Annotated in this window: 22 protein-coding genes; 7 read left to right on the top strand and 15 right to left on the bottom strand. The window is 41.7% G+C overall.

Annotated features, from left to right (window positions below):
• Position 1 precedes the first annotated feature (1 nt).
• The 10 genes from GHNINEIG_RS11135 to GHNINEIG_RS11090 form a co-directional block, all read right to left on the bottom strand.
• On the bottom strand, positions 2–838 hold the full coding sequence (locus tag GHNINEIG_RS11135; RefSeq protein WP_135796706.1) for an ATP-binding cassette domain-containing protein: 837 nt from the start codon (positions 836–838) through the stop codon (positions 2–4).
• Between the two features lies 1 nt (position 839).
• Positions 840–1766 (bottom strand): alpha-D-ribose 1-methylphosphonate 5-phosphate C-P-lyase PhnJ, encoded by a 927-nt coding sequence (locus tag GHNINEIG_RS11130; RefSeq protein ID WP_011371499.1) that lies wholly within the window; start codon positions 1764–1766, stop codon positions 840–842.
• Positions 1759–2895 (bottom strand): carbon-phosphorus lyase complex subunit PhnI, encoded by a 1137-nt coding sequence (locus GHNINEIG_RS11125; RefSeq protein WP_011371498.1) that lies wholly within the window; start codon positions 2893–2895, stop codon positions 1759–1761. Before GHNINEIG_RS11125 ends, GHNINEIG_RS11130 begins: the two co-directional genes overlap by 8 nt.
• Positions 2895–3503, bottom strand: a complete 609-nt coding sequence (gene phnH, locus GHNINEIG_RS11120) for a phosphonate C-P lyase system protein PhnH (protein ID WP_011371497.1) — start codon at positions 3501–3503, stop codon at positions 2895–2897. The genes GHNINEIG_RS11125 and phnH overlap by 1 nt, the downstream gene beginning before the upstream one ends.
• Positions 3496–3987 (bottom strand): phosphonate C-P lyase system protein PhnG, encoded by a 492-nt coding sequence (gene phnG, locus GHNINEIG_RS11115; RefSeq protein WP_011371496.1) that lies wholly within the window; start codon positions 3985–3987, stop codon positions 3496–3498. The genes phnH and phnG overlap by 8 nt, the downstream gene beginning before the upstream one ends.
• 11 nt (positions 3988–3998) lie before the next feature.
• A complete protein-coding gene (gene phnE, locus GHNINEIG_RS11110) occupies positions 3999–5006 on the bottom strand; it encodes a phosphonate ABC transporter, permease protein PhnE (protein ID WP_135796705.1) in 1008 nt (335 codons plus the stop codon).
• Positions 5003–5821 (bottom strand): phosphonate ABC transporter ATP-binding protein, encoded by an 819-nt coding sequence (gene phnC / locus GHNINEIG_RS11105; protein ID WP_135796704.1) that lies wholly within the window; start codon positions 5819–5821, stop codon positions 5003–5005. The genes phnE and phnC overlap by 4 nt, the downstream gene beginning before the upstream one ends.
• Before the next feature lie 113 nt (positions 5822–5934).
• Positions 5935–6852, bottom strand: a complete 918-nt coding sequence (locus tag GHNINEIG_RS11100) for a phosphate/phosphite/phosphonate ABC transporter substrate-binding protein (protein ID WP_011371493.1) — start codon at positions 6850–6852, stop codon at positions 5935–5937.
• Positions 6853–6959: 107 nt separating this feature from the next.
• Positions 6960–7703, bottom strand: coding sequence for a phosphonate metabolism transcriptional regulator PhnF (gene phnF, locus GHNINEIG_RS11095; RefSeq protein ID WP_223260892.1), 744 nt, complete (start codon positions 7701–7703; stop codon positions 6960–6962).
• A gap of 238 nt (positions 7704–7941) precedes the next feature.
• Positions 7942–9089, bottom strand: a protein-coding gene (locus GHNINEIG_RS11090; protein WP_135796703.1) for an IS3 family transposase whose coding sequence is annotated in 2 segments (ribosomal slippage) — positions 7942–8840 and positions 8840–9089 — 1149 coding nt in all. Because the reading frame shifts where the segments join, the coding sequence is not laid out codon by codon here.
• Between the two features lie 243 nt (positions 9090–9332).
• On the opposite strand from GHNINEIG_RS11090, the gene GHNINEIG_RS11800 reads away from it, so the two are divergent.
• Positions 9333–9455, top strand: coding sequence for a hypothetical protein (locus tag GHNINEIG_RS11800; RefSeq protein WP_262982063.1), 123 nt, complete (start codon positions 9333–9335; stop codon positions 9453–9455).
• Positions 9452–9691: an FtsX-like permease family protein gene (locus tag GHNINEIG_RS11085; RefSeq protein WP_135796702.1), complete on the top strand. Its 240-nt coding sequence runs from the start codon at positions 9452–9454 to the stop codon at positions 9689–9691. The genes GHNINEIG_RS11800 and GHNINEIG_RS11085 overlap by 4 nt, the downstream gene beginning before the upstream one ends.
• Before the next feature lie 22 nt (positions 9692–9713).
• Here the strand turns inward: GHNINEIG_RS11085 and merA are convergent, their stop codons facing one another.
• The 5 genes from merA to GHNINEIG_RS11060 all read right to left on the bottom strand — a co-directional run bounded on the left by merA (position 9714) and on the right by GHNINEIG_RS11060 (position 13451).
• Positions 9714–11147, bottom strand: a complete 1434-nt coding sequence (gene merA / locus GHNINEIG_RS11080; RefSeq protein ID WP_223260891.1) for a mercury(II) reductase — start codon at positions 11145–11147, stop codon at positions 9714–9716.
• Between the two features lie 9 nt (positions 11148–11156).
• Positions 11157–11429 (bottom strand): mercury resistance system periplasmic binding protein MerP, encoded by a 273-nt coding sequence (merP, locus tag GHNINEIG_RS11075; RefSeq protein ID WP_135796701.1) that lies wholly within the window; start codon positions 11427–11429, stop codon positions 11157–11159.
• Between the two features lie 32 nt (positions 11430–11461).
• Positions 11462–11824 (bottom strand): mercuric transporter MerT family protein, encoded by a 363-nt coding sequence (locus GHNINEIG_RS11070; RefSeq protein WP_135796700.1) that lies wholly within the window; start codon positions 11822–11824, stop codon positions 11462–11464.
• 144 nt (positions 11825–11968) lie between these two features.
• Positions 11969–12385, bottom strand: coding sequence for an Hg(II)-responsive transcriptional regulator (gene merR, locus GHNINEIG_RS11065; protein WP_449549720.1), 417 nt, complete (start codon positions 12383–12385; stop codon positions 11969–11971).
• 166 nt (positions 12386–12551) lie between these two features.
• Positions 12552–13451: an IS481 family transposase gene (locus GHNINEIG_RS11060; protein WP_135796699.1), complete on the bottom strand. Its 900-nt coding sequence runs from the start codon at positions 13449–13451 to the stop codon at positions 12552–12554.
• A 253-nt stretch (positions 13452–13704) separates the two neighbouring features.
• Between GHNINEIG_RS11060 and GHNINEIG_RS11055 the strand changes: the two genes are divergently transcribed.
• The 5 genes from GHNINEIG_RS11055 to GHNINEIG_RS11035 all read left to right on the top strand — a co-directional run bounded on the left by GHNINEIG_RS11055 (position 13705) and on the right by GHNINEIG_RS11035 (position 19010).
• Positions 13705–14082, top strand: a complete 378-nt coding sequence (locus GHNINEIG_RS11055; RefSeq protein WP_223260890.1) for a hypothetical protein — start codon at positions 13705–13707, stop codon at positions 14080–14082.
• Between the two features lie 125 nt (positions 14083–14207).
• Complete coding sequence (locus GHNINEIG_RS11050; RefSeq protein WP_135796697.1) at positions 14208–16208, top strand: copper resistance system multicopper oxidase; 2001 nt, start codon at positions 14208–14210, stop codon at positions 16206–16208.
• Positions 16209–16246: 38 nt separating this feature from the next.
• Entirely contained in the window at positions 16247–16954 is a 708-nt protein-coding gene (locus tag GHNINEIG_RS11045; RefSeq protein WP_029939052.1) for a copper resistance protein B, read from the top strand.
• Positions 16955–17014: 60 nt separating this feature from the next.
• Positions 17015–17461: a c-type cytochrome gene (locus GHNINEIG_RS11040; RefSeq protein ID WP_029939051.1), complete on the top strand. Its 447-nt coding sequence runs from the start codon at positions 17015–17017 to the stop codon at positions 17459–17461.
• A 34-nt stretch (positions 17462–17495) separates the two neighbouring features.
• Positions 17496–19010, top strand: coding sequence for a multicopper oxidase family protein (locus GHNINEIG_RS11035; protein ID WP_038152333.1), 1515 nt, complete (start codon positions 17496–17498; stop codon positions 19008–19010).
• Positions 19011–19021 lie beyond the last annotated feature (11 nt).

The following is a 19021-nucleotide window of genomic DNA, read 5'->3' as shown; positions in this document are numbered from 1 at the left end:
TTTAAAGTGCAGAGGCGACAAGGCGTTGGGTATAGGCATCTTGTGGATCTTCTAAAATTTGATCGGTTAAACCGGTTTCAACGATGCGCCCATATTTCATCATAATGGTGCGATCTGCCAGTAAGCGAATCACGCCTAAATCATGTGTTACTGCAATCATGGCGGTGTTGCTTTCATGTTGAATTTCCATAATCAAGTCTAGAATGGCGGCCTGTACTGATAAATCTAATCCAGTGGTGACTTCGTCCAAAAACAATAGCGGTGGATTTGTTGCTAAGGCTTTGGCGATTTGGACACGTTGTTGCATGCCCCCCGAGAAGTTCTTGGGCAGTTCATCCATCCGTTCCGTTAACACTTCGGTACGGCGGAGTAACTCAATCGCTCTGTCGCGAATATCGGAATAATGGGTTATATTGTTCATTAATAGGCGTTCGGCAATGTTTCCACCCGCAGAGACATTAAAGTTCAAACCCAATACGGGGTTTTGATAGACCATACCGAAGTGATGATTGCGTAAGTGACGTTTTTGTTGTGCGTTTAATTTAAACAAATCATACTGTTTACCCTGATCAAAAAAGGTAGCTTGTCCTGACGAGGGAATTTCATCGAAAAATAGGTTTTTAATCGAGGTGGATTTTCCAGAGCCGGATTCACCCATAATGCCTAGAATTTCACCTCTATAAAGGTCAAAGCTGATGTCATGAGCGGCGACAACTGAGCCGCAATGCGGGCAAATATTGGTATCGTGTTTGGGGCCTGTTGACTCAAAACATTTAGAACACCCTTTTCCGTATACTTTTGAGAGATTACGGACTTCTAGTATTTTGTCGTTTGACATCCTATCCCTCCGAATGCTGATTTGATGTGCTGGTTTTATAAATTAACTGTTCGTGACAATAGTCAGAATCAGAACATTGATAGCGTTTTTGGCCGCTTTTGGCATCCATAAACTCATCTAAGAAACTATGGTTACAGCCACAAAGATGGCAGGCTTGACGTTCACCATTTTCGTCATTAAAGTTTTCGACCCTGAAAGGCATATCATCAAACTCCAAAGGTTCGGCAAGGGTATAAGGTGGCACGGCATAGATTTTCTTTTCTCTACCTGCTCCGAGCAAAATAAGCGCTTTGGATTGGTGCATTTTAGGCACGTCCCAGCGAGGAATTGGTGAGGAATCAATCACATAATGCCCATTAATACGTGTTGGGTAACGGTGTGAAATGGTGATTTCATTGAACTTAACAATGTCTTCATATAATTTGACCAGTAGACGAGAATAGTCCGCTTCACCGTGCATGATTTTGCGCTTATCCTCAGATGACTCAACCACCACTAGCGCATCAGGGTAGGGTACTTGTAATATCAGGACTTGGTCTTCTCGTAATGGTTGTTCAGGGATACGGTGGCGAGATTGAATCAAGTTTGCTTCTGTGACTTTTGTGGTGGTATCAATACCGGGACAGGTCATTTCAATAAAGCTACGAAGATTCACCGCATTAACTGAATCATCTGAACCTTGGTCAATCACTTTTAGCGTGTCTTTTTGACCAATTAATGCCAAAGTCAGCTGCAAACCTCCGGTTCCAAATCCACGGCCCATTGGCATTTCACGGCTAGAGTAAGGTACTTGGTAACCCGGTATTGCAATCGCTTTAAGGACACTGCGGCGAACTTCTTTTTTGGCATACTCATCTAGAAATCCAAAATTGTATTCGGCCGAAGCCTGTCTGAACTGGGTGTCTGTTGTTTGGGTTGTGTTAGACATTTTCAGCTCCTTGGGTGGTTTGATCGTGTTGAGCGCCATGTTTTTCTTGGGTGGTTCTTAAACGATCCATATCAGATTGGAAGGTCACGTAGTGCGGCATTTTGTAGTGTGTACAGAACCCCATGGAGTCGATACCATCGATGTGTAATAGCACAAATTCTGGGTCTTCCGATGGGTTGGTTGGCCCATTTTGCATGCCTAATTGTAAGGAACGATCTAAGATCGACATGGATATAGCTTTGACTTCGTTATGCCCAAAACAGGCGCCGTAGCCTAGGCTGAAAGTTGGCTGGCTGCCTTCATCATCATCTTCATACATGGCAACAACTTCACACTCAGTCATTAACACTTCTCCGACTTCAATGAGTTCACCGGTAATAGGGTGGGGTAACATCACCGGCAAATAGCCTACTCGCAACTCGGCAACGGTCGGGTGAACATCGCCATAACCGCGCATGTTTGAATAAGCGATGGCTAAGATTGACCCAGTTTCTGCACGCGCCATCGTTGATAAAGCGGCCGAACGAGGGACTGGAAAAATCAATGGTTCACGTGTAATATCAAAGGGTTTATTTTTTGCCATGGACTCATCAACAGGCGGTAATAACCCTTCTTCACGTAAGGCATCTAGTACTTTTGGAAAGGTGTCTGGAATGTCATCATAATGATTTTCATCTAACCATTTAGCTGCTACCGCTTGAAAGTCTTCCCGGGATTCATTTAGGAGTTCGGTACGCATTAGGCGCAAGGCATAATCGGTACTGGCTCCGAGCATTTGCCCGCCGGGAATATCTTTAAACGAAGCCGAAATACGGCGAATTACCCGCATGTTGGTGGTATCCAGTACGGGCGTTTCAATTAAACGAGGTTTGGTTGACCGATAGGCGCGTAATGCAAATGCCGCTTCTAGCGTGTCACCTAAACTCTGTTTGATGGCTAAAGAAGCCAGCTTTGGATGAAACAACCCACCTTCAGATAGAATGCGGCTGTGTAAAAAATACAACTGGTTTTCAATGGTGTCTAAATCTAACGGTTCTGCCGACTCGCCTTGACGAGTGCGTATGAACTCTAATAACTTTTCAGCACCCGCAATGGCTTGACCGCCACCTTTTATGGCAACATAACCCATTAGCTCAGCCCTCCATTTTCGAAGACATCAAGAACTTCAATTTTGGTCGTGCGAGGTAGCGCCATAATTTGAGTGTCATCCACTAAAATACAGTCGATGCCCATTGGAAAAGCAGAGCACCATTCGTTGCGGTGTTCTAACCAGGCCTGGTCAATTCCTGAAACAAATGCTTCGGTTTCATTATTGACGCCAGGCCCGGTCAATTTTAGGTGAATATTGCCTTGCTCTTTGTCTAAAGAAGCAACCTTTAAGACTAAAGTGGCAGCAAAGTCCGGTGAAGATAAGGTTCCAAGCTTAGGGGAAAAGGTGGGTGCTTTTGTCGCGTCACATAAAACGTAATTGGCTTGCTCAGTCGTTGATTTTTGGGCCTGTAATAACGGCCATGTTGATTCAGTCAATAAACCGTCTACATCCGCTAGGGTCACTTCACCGTCTAAAAGGGTACTGAGAACGGCCAAGTAGGCAGGATTGTTGTCTAGACATTCAGACCAGTTATCCATGCGGCCAGGACGTGACACGGCCTGCATCAGGCTGTTAAATAATATTTGTTGTGTATCGGCCATCCAAATGGAATCAATCTGTGCACCGAGTAAATCTTGTTTAAGCACTTTGGGTCTCCTTTTTATCTTCATCTTGAGTTCCCAATAATGAAAAATCGACCGCTGTAGAGCCTAACATTGCCTTGCGCGCTTTGACTTTTTCTGAAAATTTGAATTCGCCAAGCTCAACTAAATCGGCCAGCTTCCGACAATAAAGTAAATTATTCGCCAAAACAGTGTCACAGACTGCGAATAAGGAGGCGATATTTTCATCATCGTCCATTAATTGTGCTGAGCCTTCGAAACAATTCCCTTGTTTGTCCGTTAAAACGACCCAGCTGGTGGCAATGGGAAATTCCCCTAAAAAGTAAGGTTCATGTAAGGCCGTATCTTGAGTTTGTAACACGCCTAATCCAGACTGAGGAACAGCTTTGTAAGCCACTTGATATTCATTTATGACCGCATCGATGACGGCTTTAATTTCTTCCACACAAACCATTTTTAATGCACGCATCCATAGACTACGTGGGACAGAGCAACAGCTATTATTCATGGTGAGTTCCTTCAAAGTGTTTTGTTGCGTAATTTTTGCGTGGAAGCTTCCAGCAATACGACTGTGATAAAGATGATTAATAAAATGGTTGCAACATGGTCGTAATCAAACAGGTCCCAACGTCCTTTTAATTCCATGCCAATTCCTCCCGCACCGACAATACCCAATACGGTGGCGGTACGAATATTACGTTCAAAAATATATTGAATGTAGGCAATCCAAGCGGGTAGGACATGTGGGAAAACTGCATAACGTAAGACTTTTAATGGGTTTGCCCCTGCTGAACTTAATGCCATTTGAGGACCTTTAGGTGCATTTTCAATCTCATCGGCAAAGAACTTTCCCAGCACGCCTGATGTATGAATTGCAAGCGCTAGAACCCCAGCAATAGGGCCGAATCCATAGATTAAGACCAAGAATAGCGCCACAATTAGCTCAGGCATAGCTCGGTGAAAACTAAGCCAACCACGCGCCACTTGATAAATGATCGGATGGGGTGAAAAGTTACGGGCGGCTAAAATGCCTAAGGGTAAAGAAATCACGATTGAAATTGCGGTACCCCAGAACCCCATTTCGATGGTTTCCCACATCATCTTCAGTACTTTTTTCAGGTAACCGATGGGGTCGACTAAGTACTCTGTCTTGCTTTGCGTCCATGTATCCGTGTCTACGTCATACTCTCTAGAGACACCGTCTTCAACGTAAGACAACCATGGTAGATTCTCTAAATCGACATCTTCTAGGCGTGTTAATTCGGTACGCGTTGAAAATTGAATAGGAAAGGCCTGGCTACCAAATTTTGAGACACCATCCAATACATCCGAGTTTCCAATGCCGACAGCGGATAATACCGCCTGACCAGTTTCTACTGCGGCTCTATCCATTTCGGTGTTGTGTGCAGACCAAGACAGTAAAACAAACGTAATAAAAAAGCCGAAGATTATTTTGGGGGTGATGGCTTGATAAGTTTGCCATTCACGCCAATCGCGTTTTATGATATTTTCTACTGGCTTATTCATGCGACGTCCTTTATTTTGAGTTCAAAGGAGAGAGAGTCTTCAAGGGTTTCTTGATGTTTTTTTTGTATTTTTTCTTTGGTTTCATGCTCAATTTCATACAGTCTTCTCTGAACGTCCTCGTCCATGTCTGATGGATGGCCATCAAAAAAGACTTCTCCTTCTCGTAAGGCTACTATCCGGTCTGCAAACTCCAGCGCATAGTCGATTTGATGAAGGGTGCATAAAACGGTTGCCCCATTGGTTTGAGCGGCATGTTTTAAACTGTTTAAAACGCTACGACTCATGGCCGGGTCTAAACTGGCGACAGGTTCATCTGCAAGAACTACTTTAGGGTTGGCCATAAAGGCACGAGCAATGGCAACACGCTGTTGTTGCCCTCCGGAAAGTGCTGAGGCACGTCGCATTAGGTGTTTTTCTTCTAAGCCCACTTCACTTAATAGTTCAAATGCACGTTGTTGATCCTTAACGGGGAAGGATTTAACCAAACTTGTCCAAAAATTGGCCGTCGGTAATATGCCAGTTAACACATTGTGTAGTACAGATAAACGAGGGATTAAATAGAGTTGTTGATGAATCATACTGACGCTACGTTGAATCAACTGTAGGTTTTTTTTATTCAGGACTCCTCCATCTAAAATAATCTCTCCAGAGGATGGTTCAACTAGGCCATTGACCATATTCATTAAGGTAGACTTTCCCGCACCAGAAGGCCCTAGTAATACACAAAATTCACCTTTTTCAAGGTGGACAGAGACATTTTTTACCGCCTGAGTACCATCAGGATAAACTCGGTTGACTTTGTCAAAAACTAACATGATTTTTTCTCCATAAATAAAGACCTTTGTAAATAGGCCTGGGTAAAGAGTGTTTGCAAAAACCTTTGAAAAAAGCACCTCAGTGGTTCTGAGATGCTCTCAATAGGGGGTAATTAACGCTGACCTGCTTTTTCTAGCAGTTCACCTTTTAATTCATGTGTGACAGCATTCAGCTTTTTCAAAGCATCAAAGATTTTTTGCTCATCAAATGCAGTGTCATAACGATCGACTTTTTTGCCACCGTAACCGCGGATTTTTGAAGGATCAATTTTGGTATGAATTTCACCAAATGCCTTACGAAGTTCTGCTTTTAGCTTAGAATTTAAACTTTTGTTCATAGCTAAAGGCGGGTTTGGGATTGGCTGAGATTTAGCTAAAGGCATAAATAGGGCAGGATCAATAGCGCCTTTTTTGGCGGCTTTACCAAAAGAGTTGTAGGATGCGGCGGCGGCATCTACTTTACCTTCTGAAAGTGCAGCTATAGAAGCTGAGTGAGAGCCAGTGATAATCACTTTAGAAAGGTCGTTAACAGGATCAACGTCTGCGGCAATAATCATGGCGACTGGAAAGTTGAATGAAGAGGTTGAACTTGGGCTACCAAAAGCCATGCTCTTACCTTTAAGGTCAGCGATCGTTTTAATGCCACTGTCTTTACGGACGAAAATACCAGAGTAATAGGAAGAATCTCCTTTTTTCACATCAACCGCTAAAAGATCAACCCCACATTTATCATTGGCTTGACCATAAGTAACCGCGCCAAACCAGGCAATATCCGCTTGATCGTTACACATACCTTCAACAACGGCCGCATAACTTGCGCCAGCTTTAATATCAAAGTGAATACCATAGTTTTCTGTAATACCTTGAAAAACTGGTCCATAATCTTTAGTGATATCGTTCGTGCCTGTATCAGTCGGGATCATCAATACCCGTAAAGGGTGTTCTTTTGAGCCATCAGGAAGAGCGAATGCGGCTAAAGGCGTTAAGGTTGCAATGGCGACAACAGATAACAACAAGTTCTTAAGTTTCATGCGAGTTTCTCCAAAAATATGAAAATCAAAAGTAAAGTTAAAAAAATTAAGTAAAACGTTTAAACAATCCAGCTAACTAAGTGATTAGACGGATTGCGTAAAGGTCTTTATGGCTGTTCAGGGTTAATTAAAATCTCAAGTTGAATCATGTCCGAACGAAAACGCGATACTGAATATTCGATAATTTTTCCACTAACGTCATCCTTATTCAGGGTTTTAACTTTTAAGATAGGCTGACTGCCCATCATGCCCAGTTGAAAATTGTCTGATGCATTTGGCATAGCCGAAGACACTAGACTCGAAATACGTTTTGCCTTAATCCCATATACATTTATTAAAAAAGAACCTAATGAGCCAGATTCATAACTCTCCAACACCTCGGGGCAAAATGCTTTAGGTAAAAAATGGCTAATTAACGCCAATTCTTTGTTATCAATTTTTCTGAGTGTGTTTACTTGAATGACTTCTTCGCCATTTTTGAGCTGTAAGTTTTCGGCAATGCTGCCTCTCGCTAAAATGGTGCTTTTACTTAAAACGGTTGTCTCAACGCTTAGCCCATTCGCTTCAACCGCTTCGGTAAGGCGCTGATGACCTTTAATGCGATAAGCCAATCTTTTTTCAGCGACAAAAGTACCAAAACCATGACGTTTTTCTAAAACCCCTTGTTTCACTAGCTCTTCTATGGACCTTCTGACGGTATGACGGTTAACCCCAAACTTTTCAGTTAATGTTTTTTCAGAAAGGTACAGGTCTCCAGCTTCAAATCCCTCTTGGAGGTCGGACTCAATGGCTTTCGCAATTTGCATATAAATTTTTTCAGGGCTGTAACGATCAATCACGCAAATACTCACTTAGGTTGTCTAGATATCTAAAACTATTGAGAAGTTTAGAACGGTAGGATGACTGTCAATGGTCAGTTAGATGAAAGTTTTATGGAGGTTCTAGACATCCACTGATATTCAGCTCAGAGAAAGCTTGATTTGTTTGAAATTTGGTATGTAGGTAGGAAAACGAAAGTTTTGATGGTCTGTTTGGTAAGGCTTAATTTACGAGATACAAAAAATAGAAGTTTGAATCGCCACTAAAATCCTAGAGACTTTTTAGCCTCATTTCGTACTGCTTCTCGTATTCAACCGGTGAGAGATGATTGTTCGAAGAGTGACGTCGTTTGGGATTGTAAAACATTTCGATGTAATCAAAAATGTCTTGGCGTGCCTCATTTCGATTTTTATATATCTTTCGCTTGACGCGTTCTCGCTTCAACAACTGAAAGAAGCTCTCTGCAACCGCATTGTCGTGACAATTGCCGCGTCTGCTCATACTGGCTTCCAGTCCATGAAACTTTAAAAAGTGACTCCAGTCATGACTGGTATATTGACTGCCTTGGTCGGAATGCACGATTACCTTCTGTGTCGGGCTTCGTTTCCATATCGCCATAAGCAGCGCATCTAGAACCAAGTCCTTTGTGATTCTGGGCTGCATCGACCAACCAATCACCCGTCTTGAAAACAGGTCAACGATTACTGCTAAATACAACCAGCCTTCGTGCGTTCTGATATACGTAATATCAGTAACCCATGATTGATTAGGCGCTTGCGAATTAAATTCCCGGTTCAGTCGATTCGGAACAATAATGTTTTCCGCTTCTGATCTCTGTCTTGGTTTTCTATAACCTACCTGCGCCTTTAATCCAGCGTGATACATGAGCTTGTGAACACGATTAATCCCAATAGACTCACCATGCTCAAGCATATCGGAAAATATCTTCCGATAGCCATATACACCACCAGATTCAAGCCAAAACTGTTTTATCAACCCAGTCTGACGTTGGTTGCACTTTTGGCTTTTCGATATAGGTTTATTTAGCCAAGCATAGTAACCACTAGGATGAACATTAAACAACGCACATAATCGCCGAATGGATTGTCCTTTTGTATTCTCTCGAATAAAGGCATACCTCAATCGGACTCTCTTGCGAAGTATGCCGCCGCCTTTTTTAAAAGGTCTCGCTCTTCCGTCACTCGAGCCAGCTCTTTGCGAAGACGCTTTAACTCGGCTTGTTCATCTACTTTAGCCTGATGCTTGTCCTTATCAGGACCATACTTTTTAACCCAGGCATAAAGACTATGCGTGGTCACTCCTAATCGGTTGGAGACTTCCGAAACCGGATAACCTCGTTCGACAATCTGTTTTACTGCTTCAATTTTAAATTCTTCAGGGTATCGTTGACTGCTCATTTAGCACCTCTTTTTTTTACCATTATAAAATGGCTAAGAAGTGTCTAGTAAATTAGTGGCGATTCACACCTGACCTTTATTTTAGTCAATCCAGTAGAGGGCATTAACCCTGTTCAACTGTCAAAAACCATCAGCGCAAAAACAGGACTCAAAGCCTTAACGCGCGAAGCATTTATTAAAAGCACTGTGCAATGGTATTTAGAAAATTCGGAAGATGTCGGTGATATGACCAATGCAATCATCATGGCAATAATCGTGGGCGTCGGAGCAAGCGGCATTCTGCTTTATATTTTTACGCTGGAAAATATCCGTAACTATGCAACTCTGCAAGCACTTGGGGCTAACTTCAGACAAATCCAATCATGATATGGATTCAAATGGCTGTCATTGTGTTAATGGGGTTTTTAATCGGTATAGGGTTAAGTGTTTTGACCGGTCTTGTTTTGTACAGTATCGGTTCCGATGTGCCTTTTCGTTTACTCTGGTTGGAACCTTTTTTGGTGTTGTTCGCCTTGCTCGCCATCGGTTTTGTGGCTGTAATGGTCAGCCTATGGCCTTTAAAAAACATGGATGTCACGCAAGTTTTTTCAGCAAATCGCTAGTTTGCGATCTGCTGAAACTGTTTCAACCTGCACAACAGGAAAGTTGTGAAACATCCTGGGTGAACGTCTGTGCACATAACTTTAACCCTTCAACTTGAGTTAAATAAGGAAATAATGTATCTGCCAATGCTTGTACCGTCATACCTTGCGCTATAGCAATCGATACAGTCTGAATCATTTCTCCAGCAACATCTGCAATAATTTGCGCGCCAATTATCTGCATAGTTTCCGCGTCCGCCACCAACTGTATAAACCCGTTTGTTTTAAAGTTGGCTAAGGCTCTTGGAACATGCTCCAAATCGAGTTTGCGTGCCACCACATTAATACCTTGTTTTTGAGCCTGTGCAACATCTAAACCAACAGTTGCTACCTGAGGGTCGGTAAAAACCACTGTTGGCAAGGTAGAGATATCTAGTTTCTCATCGCCACCAACCATGTTTTTTCCTGCTCGTGTACCAGCGGCGGCAGCGACATAGACAAATTGAGGCAACTGAGTGCAGTCCCCTGCTGCAAAGATATCTTTCTGACTTGTTTGCAAATCATTACCAACAATCACTCTGCCTTGATTATCAACATCCACTCCGGCAGATTTTAGGTTAAGCTGATCTGTATTCGCTTGTCTACCCGTGGCAATTAATAGCTTTTCAGCTTTGAGTTCGCTTCCTGATGAGGTAATGCACTCAAATTTACCATTTGTGTAGGTGACTAATTGTAATTCAGTGAATGTATGAATTTTCATCCCTTCAGAAATTAACTCCTCCATCAGCAAATCACTTATTGATTCTTCTTCATGAGACAATAATGTCGTTCGTGCTATTAAGCTCACTTGAGTGCCCAGACGTAAGAATGCTTGAGCAATTTCCAAAGCGACAACTGAAGCACCTACTACGATTAGACTTTCAGGTGTCACTTCCGTAAATAAAGCTTCTGTTGATGTCAAATATGGCGTGTTCTCTAATCCATCAATTTTTGGTACATTTGGCCTAGAACCAGTTGCTATCAGAATCTTATCTGCCACTAGGTTTTCCGTACCTCCGGCATTTAATTCTATCTGCAACTCTTTAGAACTAAGGAACTTAGCCCTGCCATTTATTAGTTTAATAGATGGATTATCTTCCAAAATGCTTTCATATTTAGCTAAACGTAGCTCATCAACTCGGTTTTGAATTTGGCTTGCAAGCATTGAACGATCCAATACATATGGAGATATTTTCAACGCTGGAAAAGCTGATTGCTTGGTTTCTTGAGCAATTTTGGCCGCATTAATCAATATTTTTGAGGGAACGCAACCTATATTGACACAAGTTCCGCCAATGGTATCCTTCATCTCAATCATGGAAACCCTTGCTCCAGATTTTGAGGCTTGGATAGCTGCTGCAAACGCCGCTGACCCCGTGCCTATAATTGCCACATGGAGGGCACCACTTTCATTTTCATGATAATTACTCATATGCATATGTCTCTCCTATTTTCTTACCGTTGATGGATAGCCAGAATTTTCTGTTGCAAAAGTTAAATCTTCAACATCTGCAGCTTCATCCTCATAAGTAACAATTGCTGTTTTGTCTTTTAAAGACACTTTAACGTCTTTAACACCATCAACATTGATTAAAGATTTTTTTACCGTAATTGGGCAAGTTGGACAAAACATACCAGGAACATCAAGAGTTACCGTTTTTTCAGCTGCTGTGACACCAAACGAAATAAACATACTCATAATTAGAATTAAATTTTTCATAATAATTTCCTTACTTTTAGCGATATATTTTTTTAATACAACCACGACTCTGGAAGAAGTGGTATCCACCAGGTTGACGTAACAAGAATGGTTGCAATAATTAAAGCTAACCAAAAAAGACGGCGGCGATTTTTTTGAACTTGCGGAATCGCACAGGCTTCGCCTTCCTTACAGGATGACTGAGGCTTATACAGCCCCCAACCAATCCAAACAAATAAGAGCACAGTAGCCAAAATAAAATAGGGTTTAAACGGCTCAAACATAGTTAAATTAGCTATCCAAGAACCGCTTACCCCTAATAGAATTAAAATTAATGGACCTGCGCAGCACAGGCTCGCTCCAATTGCTGCCGAAATAGCACCCAACAATGGTAGCTTTGAATTCTGAATAGACATATAAAACCTCTTTTAAACTTATCTTTCATTTATAACCTTACAACCGTACCTAAGTACAGATTCAAGAAAAAAATAATCACAAAAGTTTGTTGTCTAAACAATGCAATCAAGCATATTGAATTAAATGCTGATTATCAGTGAAAGTTAGTCATTAAAAAGTTTAGAAATTAAAGGACAGGAAATATTTGAATCTTCAGATATAGTACACTCTTTGGTATATTGGTCTAGAATTCGTTCTAATCGAGTTAAATCCGCAATTTTTTCTCGTATAGAATTCAGTTTAAGTTGCGCGATATCTTTGGCTTCAGAACAATGACTACCATCTTCTAAGGCAAGCAAACTTGAAATTTCCTTTAAGCTAAACCCCAATCTTTGAGCCGATTTAATAAATTTAACCCTTTTAACATCAGTCAAACCATATCTCCGTATTCCACCATAGGGCTTAACAGGCTCTACGAGTAACTTTTTTCGTTGATAAAAACGAATCGTTTCCACACCAACACCAGATTGCTTTGCCAACCCACCGATTGTTAAGTTTTTTGAATCATCTTCAATATTCATGATAGAACCACACTCTAAACTTTTACTCAAAGTTATACTTAATTGGGTTTTGAAGGAAATATTTTAGGTACGAATCGAATATAGAACAATTCCCCTACTAGCTCAACCATCGTTTGAATAACGTTTGTGAATTCCACGACCTCGCTAGACATTGAATAATAGTAACCTAAATTCTTTGTTTTAGCATTTCATATGGTGTTTTTCCTTGGTGTGCAGAGTGTGGCCTGATGAAGTTATAGTAATCTTCCCATTGATTCAGTCTTTTCTTCAGATCAACATCATCGGTGTAATCTAGCAGCTGATAAAACTCCTTTTTATCTGTTAAATGTGAGCGTTCAACCTTGCCATTTAGCCTTGGAGTTCCAGGCTTGATATATGCATGTATTAAGCCTAAATCATCTGCATGCCAATGAAACTTAGATTGGAATTCATGACCATTGTCAGTACGTATCATTTTTATTCTGAAAGGGAGTTTATCAACGACATGATTTAGAAAATCTATAGAACTTTGTTGATTATGCTTTTCATAGACTTTTAAAGCACGAATTCGCGTACAGTCATCAATAGCAGTGTATTGAAAGCGTTTAATTCTTTTACCGTCAGAATCATTGAAGAAAAGGAATTTCACATCAATTTGAACATGATGCCCAGGTACCTTTTTTTCATAACGTTTAAATTTAGTACGAGAACGCTTTTTGATATTCTCTGGCAATCGATTTAAGCCATTTCTTAGCAAAACCTGATAACACCCATTCCGTGAAATTTTAATGTCGTGATAACGCTTTAAATGCCAAACAATGACTGTGGCTCCGAAATGATAGTGCTTACGAAGATAAAGTATCTTTTCTTCAATTGTTTTAGGGGTTCTAAGTTTATGGTTCTCGGGGCAGGGGCGGCTATCAATTAGGCCTTTTTCGCCATATTTTTCATACGACTTTTTCCAAGTGTGAAAGGTTTGTCTGCATATGCCAAAATAGCGACATGTTTTTGCAACGTTGCCAATCTCCTTGGCATAATTAAGCACCTTTAGTTTTTTTGAAATATCTCTTTGAGCTTGCTGGTTCATAACCCGACTCCTTGACAGTTTTAAAAAGTATAAACTGTCTAGCTAAGTCAGGATTTTTATAAACCCGTATTTTTTACATAAATATAAAAAATAAAACATATTTAAAAAATTAATTAGCATTTATTAGTTTAAACAACTAGAATCAAACCATATTAATTAAATAAGCGTTGCAATAAACATCATGTTTAAACGGTTTTTTCTTATCATTTTTATCTCACAAACTCTGGCATCAACCGCCTGGGGTGGGGTATCTATGTCAGATTTTACGCATATTGAAAAAACCAAAATGCAAATCATGCATCAAGTGATGAATATAAACCCTGAAACAATGCAATTTAACGCCAATAAAACAATTTCAGCAGTCGGTCACAGTATGTCTGCAGATACAAACGTTTCAGCGATGGGCTGTTCTAATTGTGATGACAGTCAGTGCCATAACTTGCTATGTTACTCTATTCACGCCGCACCGATATATCATTTCAGCACCCTCTCTCAATGGCAATCCCAGCTTAATAGTCAAACCGACTACCCGACTTTAACAATCGCTGTCAGTGATTATGCAGTAAAACCGGAAACCCCTCCACCTTCCTTATTGACCAGACAATTTTATCCACTAGAGTCTCTTCAATAATCTGAAAATCGCTTTTTTTGCGTATTCAAGTGCACATTGAAAAACTCAGTGAATCCTTTTGTCAAAACACTCAATTACAAAAACAAATCTTGCTTTAAATTATTTGAATGTTTAAGAGGTTTATCATGAACACATTACATAAAAGCGTACAACCGCAACTGGGTCGACGCCAGTTTGTTAAAGGCATTGCGTTAAGCACCATTTCAGCTGCCATCGGATCTCATCTGCCTTCAGCTTGGGCTAAAGAAGAATTTTCAGCCATCGGCGCAGGGAACTTGAACCCTAAACAGCCCGTTTTAATTGGACCTGAATTTGATTTAACCATTTCAGAAACGCCTGTCAACATTACAGGTTCACCTGTCAAAGCAACCTTAATCAACAACTCTTTACCCGCCCCAACATTGGTTTGGCGTGAGGGAGAGACTGTAACCATTCGCGTAAAAAATACTTTGTCGGTTGATACGTCCATTCACTGGCATGGCATTATTCTTCCCTTTCAAATGGATGGTGTGCCGGGCTTAAGTTATGACGGCATCAAACCTGGTGAAACATTCACCTATCAATTTACTGTGCAGCAACATGGGACCTATTGGTATCACAGTCATTCCGAATTTCAGGAGCAAACCGGATTGTATGGAGCACTGGTTATTTTACCCAAAAAAGCAGACCCACTGGATTACGACCATGATTTCGTGATTCAGCTGTCAGACTGGTCAGACAGTGCGCCCGAGACCCTTTATTCAAACATAAAGAAAATGGGAGGCTATTACAATTACAGCCAAAGAACGGTGGGTGACTTTTGGCATGAAGTCAAAACCTACGGCTTCTCCAAAGCATGGGAAAAACGGAAAATGTGGAACCAAATGCGCATGACAGACCGTGATTTATCCGATGTCACGGGAGCAACCTATACCTATTTAATGAATGGACTGTCGCCTAAAGCGCATTGGCGTACCGTCATTGAATCAGGCAAAAAAGTGAGATTACGATTTGTAAACAGCTCTGCAATGACTTTTTTTGATGTCCGTATCCCGGGCTTAAAAATGACAGTGGTTGCAGCAGATGGAAATTTAGTCCAACCGGTTGAAATTGACGAATTCCGTATTGGCGTTGCCGAAACTTATGACGTCATTGTCGAACCGGATACGTCGAAACAGGCTTATGCAATTTTTGCACAAGCAATTGACCGCTCTGGCTTCGCTATGGGTTCGATCACATCGGATCCGACTCAATTAGCCGACACGCCTGAAATGGACCCTTTACCCATCTTAAGCATGACCGATATGGGCATGAAAATGGACATGGGTTCCACGTCACACCCAATGAATATGGATGGTGAAATGGAAGGAATGAACCCTTCATCTCAATCAATGGACATGAGTAACGGTTCCCAGAGTATGAAACATTCTGATCATAATTCGATGAATGGAACGAAGCATGATATGAGTTCCATGCAACAACAAGACTATGGCCATGCTTTGGCTATGGAGAAAAGCCAAATGGGGATGGATGTCAGCAATGTTGACCATTCCAAGCATTCTCATGGCATGGAGAACATGAACGTGAATCTGGATGACATTACGATTCCGATGGATATGAATCCTCAGTTACCTCAAATCAAAACACCTTCAGCAGAAGGTGCTCAAATTGGTATGAGAGCCATGGCTCCTCAATATAGGCTGGATGATCCAGGAGTTGGACTGAGAGAAAATGGTCGGAAGGTTTTGACATATGCCGACTTAAAAAACCGCTTCCCGACCCGACATCATCCGAAACCGACCAAGGAACTGGTTATGCACTTGACCGGAAATATGGAACGCTACATGTGGTCGATAAATGGCATTCCTTTTGAGGAGGCCGAACCACTTAACTTTCAATATGGTGATCGAATTCGTATTACCTTTATTAATGACACGATGATGAATCACCCTATGCACCTTCATGGCGTTTGGAGTGACCTTGAAACGGGAGATGAAAACCATATTCCCCGTAAGCACACAGTCATTGTCCAGCCTGGCTCTAAAATAAGTTATCGAGTCACCATGGACGCAAAAGGCGACTGGGCTTATCACTGTCATTTGCTTTATCACATGATGGGAATGTTCAGAAAGGTACAAATCCGATAATCATGTTTAAAGAACCAACCCTATTTGAAGGAAGCATCATGAATACACATATTAAGAAATTACCGATAGTATTATTACTTTTCACATCAACTTACAGCCATTCCTCTTTTGCGCTAAGCGAATACGATCCTTTGTTGGCGGGCTTAAGAGTCAATCAGCTTGAAAAATCCACCCAACAAGGTGAGCCGTTATCCTGGGATGCATCAGCCTGGGCTGGAAAAAACTGGCATAAGGTTTACCTAACCTCGGAAGGGGAATCATCAAATGGTTCGACCGAATCCGAAAATCAGTTGTTATACAGCACCCCTGTTGAAAGGTTTTGGGATTTGCAGGCGGGGATAGGCTATGACGAAACCCCCGAAAACAGCCAAACTTGGGGAGTAGTTGGTTTTCAAGGCTTAGCACCTTACTTTTTTGAAATAAATTCAAGATTACTTGTTAATGACAAGAATGCAGGGTTCCGTTTGGATGCAGAATATGAAGCGCTATTCACACAACGATTGATTTTAACTCCTAGTCTTAAATTGAATGCCTATACATCAGATGATAAAAAAATGGGGATTGGGTCAGGCTTATCGTCTACAGAATTGGGGATGCGGCTACGTTATGAATTTAGTCGAAAGTTTGCACCCTATATTGGTGTGAAATGGAACCAGGCTTATGCAACAACGGCTGATTATAAAAAAGAGGAAGGTGCTAAAACATCAGAGACCAGCCTTGTGGCAGGACTGCGTTTTTGGTTTTAACACTTAACAACAAGAGAAAGTCAAAATAGACTTTCTCTGTTTTAAATCAAGGAATATGACATGAAGTTATTGGTTTTAATATTAACAAGTTTGAACCTATTTGCTTGTTCTTCCAAAGACGATCTCTCTGAAGCCAGCCAAAACACAAAACGTTGGTATTCATCAAGTGATGTCAAAATAGGACAGCACCTCTTCAAACAGCATTGTGCTGTCTGTCATGGAGAAGAAGCTCAAGGGCTGGCCGCCGACTGGAAGCAACCACTCGTTGATGGCAGTTACCCTGCTCCACCTCTCAACGGAACCGCGCACGCATGGCACCATTCTCTCAACGGACTTAACAGAACTATTTTACAAGGTGGAATTCCACTTGGCGGAACAATGCCGGCTTTTAAGAATAAATTAACACCGGAAGAACGGCTACAAGCCATCGCTTATTTTCAAAGTTTCTGGTCGAATAAAATCTACCAGGCCTGGCTAGAAAGAGGAGGGTTAAAAAATGACCGCTAACAATCAATCCTCACAGCGTACGACAGGAGAAAATATGAACAGACGACAATTTATCCAAAAAAGCCTGATTGGGCTGACGCTCCTTCCTCAGGCAGGCAATGCCATGGGAACGTTACTTGGCGGGGTTGGACAGGACGATTTTATCCATCCTGTTTTTCCTAAAGTGGACTTTTACCTTCCGGATTTAGAACAGGGTCAACCTCTTAATGGAAAGCAGCGCTTTACATTAACACTGCAACAGGGAAAAACGAAGATCCTGCCCGATGTCACGACTCAGACCATTGGCATCAATCAAGATTTTTTAGGCCCCGTCATTCGGATCAAAAAAGGCCAAAAGCTTCGCATGGAAGTCACCAATCAACTGAATGAAGTGGCGGCACTTCACTGGCATGGCATGATTTTGCCTGCAACAGAAGATGGCGGGCCTCACCAACCCATCTCCCCCGGAAAAACCTGGATAGCCGAATGGGACGTGATTAATGAACCCTCCACATTATTTTACCATTCACACACGCACCAACATACCGGATCCCAAGTTTGGCGTGGTTTAGGCGGACAGATGCAAGTGGTTGATGAAGAACGCGATGCCGAACTGGGGCTGCCTCATGAATATGGAATGGATGATTTCCCGGTCATACTCATGGATCGCGCTTTTGACGAAACCGGAGAATTCATCTACAGCAATGAACGGATGAACAAAATGCAAGGCATGCACGGCGACACCATGCTGGTGAATGGCCGAGCCAACTCCGTTTTACGTCCTCAAAAAGATCGTATTCGTTTAAGACTGCACAATGCTTCCAATGCACGTTTTTACGATTTGGTGTTTTCAGACAAGCGTTCTTTTCAAGTCATTGCAGGAGACGGCGGTTTATTGGAAACACCACAAACCCTCAACCGCCTTCGATTATCGCCAGCAGAACGCGCCGAAATTCTGGTTGATCTTTCCGATCACCAACCCGTCTCACTAAAAACCCTAGCGGGTTATGGAAACTTATCGATGGGGATGGGCGGCATGATGAGAGATACATCAAAGCTTGATCAAGACTATGATTTATTTCACATCGACCCCAGAAAATCCGAAGCAACTAAACCCTCGATGATTGAGCGTTTAATCCCATTACCTGACTGGTCCAATGTCGAAATAGCGCAAACGCGAACCATGAATTTAGAAATGCAAATGGGACCTAGAATGATGTTTGGTTCAGGTGGTTTTACAATCAATGGACAAGCTATGCAAATGGAGGTAATAAATGAACGTTTAACCGCCAATAGCTTTGAAATATGGCACCTTAAAAACCCATCAATGATGCATCACCCTTTTCACATTCATAACACTCAATTCAAAGTCTTGGATCGAAATGGCCAAGCGCCTTATCCATGGGAACAAGGATTAAAAGATACAGTGACTGTTCATCGCGATGAAACAGTTCGCATATTGTTACCGACTGGTCCTTATTATAACAATCAAGAACCTTATATGTACCACTGTCACATCTTAGAGCATGAAGATGCGGGAATGATGGGACAATTTATCGTAACAACTTAAAAGGAGAACAC

Source organism: Hydrogenovibrio crunogenus, from assembly GCF_004786015.1.
Taxonomy (GTDB): Bacteria; Pseudomonadota; Gammaproteobacteria; order Thiomicrospirales; family Thiomicrospiraceae; genus Hydrogenovibrio; species Hydrogenovibrio crunogenus.
This window is presented reverse-complemented; position numbering and strand designations above follow the sequence as displayed.

Bases quoted from the DNA above. Each gene is read 5' to 3' on its own strand.
- GHNINEIG_RS11135 (WP_135796706.1), bottom strand. From the start codon at position 838: ATGTCAAACGACAAAATACTAGAAGTCCGTAATCTCTCAAAAGTATAC.
- GHNINEIG_RS11130 (WP_011371499.1), bottom strand. From the start codon at position 1,766: ATGTCTAACACAACCCAAACAACAGACACCCAGTTCAGACAGGCTTCG.
- GHNINEIG_RS11125 (WP_011371498.1), bottom strand. From the start codon at position 2,895: ATGGGTTATGTTGCCATAAAAGGTGGCGGTCAAGCCATTGCGGGTGCT.
- phnG (WP_011371496.1), bottom strand. From the start codon at position 3,987: ATGAATAATAGCTGTTGCTCTGTCCCACGTAGTCTATGGATGCGTGCA.
- phnE (WP_135796705.1), bottom strand. From the start codon at position 5,006: ATGAATAAGCCAGTAGAAAATATCATAAAACGCGATTGGCGTGAATGG.
- phnC (WP_135796704.1), bottom strand. From the start codon at position 5,821: ATGTTAGTTTTTGACAAAGTCAACCGAGTTTATCCTGATGGTACTCAG.
- GHNINEIG_RS11100 (WP_011371493.1), bottom strand. From the start codon at position 6,852: ATGAAACTTAAGAACTTGTTGTTATCTGTTGTCGCCATTGCAACCTTA.
- GHNINEIG_RS11800 (WP_262982063.1), top strand. From the start codon at position 9,333: ATGGCAATAATCGTGGGCGTCGGAGCAAGCGGCATTCTGCTTTATATT.
- GHNINEIG_RS11085 (WP_135796702.1), top strand. From the start codon at position 9,452: ATGATATGGATTCAAATGGCTGTCATTGTGTTAATGGGGTTTTTAATC.
- merA (WP_223260891.1), bottom strand. From the start codon at position 11,147: ATGCATATGAGTAATTATCATGAAAATGAAAGTGGTGCCCTCCATGTG.
- merP (WP_135796701.1), bottom strand. From the start codon at position 11,429: ATGAAAAATTTAATTCTAATTATGAGTATGTTTATTTCGTTTGGTGTC.
- GHNINEIG_RS11070 (WP_135796700.1), bottom strand. From the start codon at position 11,824: ATGTCTATTCAGAATTCAAAGCTACCATTGTTGGGTGCTATTTCGGCA.
- merR (WP_449549720.1), bottom strand. From the start codon at position 12,385: ATGAATATTGAAGATGATTCAAAAAACTTAACAATCGGTGGGTTGGCA.
- GHNINEIG_RS11060 (WP_135796699.1), bottom strand. From the start codon at position 13,451: ATGAACCAGCAAGCTCAAAGAGATATTTCAAAAAAACTAAAGGTGCTT.
- GHNINEIG_RS11055 (WP_223260890.1), top strand. From the start codon at position 13,705: ATGTCAGATTTTACGCATATTGAAAAAACCAAAATGCAAATCATGCAT.
- GHNINEIG_RS11050 (WP_135796697.1), top strand. From the start codon at position 14,208: ATGAACACATTACATAAAAGCGTACAACCGCAACTGGGTCGACGCCAG.
- GHNINEIG_RS11045 (WP_029939052.1), top strand. From the start codon at position 16,247: ATGAATACACATATTAAGAAATTACCGATAGTATTATTACTTTTCACA.
- GHNINEIG_RS11040 (WP_029939051.1), top strand. From the start codon at position 17,015: ATGAAGTTATTGGTTTTAATATTAACAAGTTTGAACCTATTTGCTTGT.
- GHNINEIG_RS11035 (WP_038152333.1), top strand. From the start codon at position 17,496: ATGAACAGACGACAATTTATCCAAAAAAGCCTGATTGGGCTGACGCTC.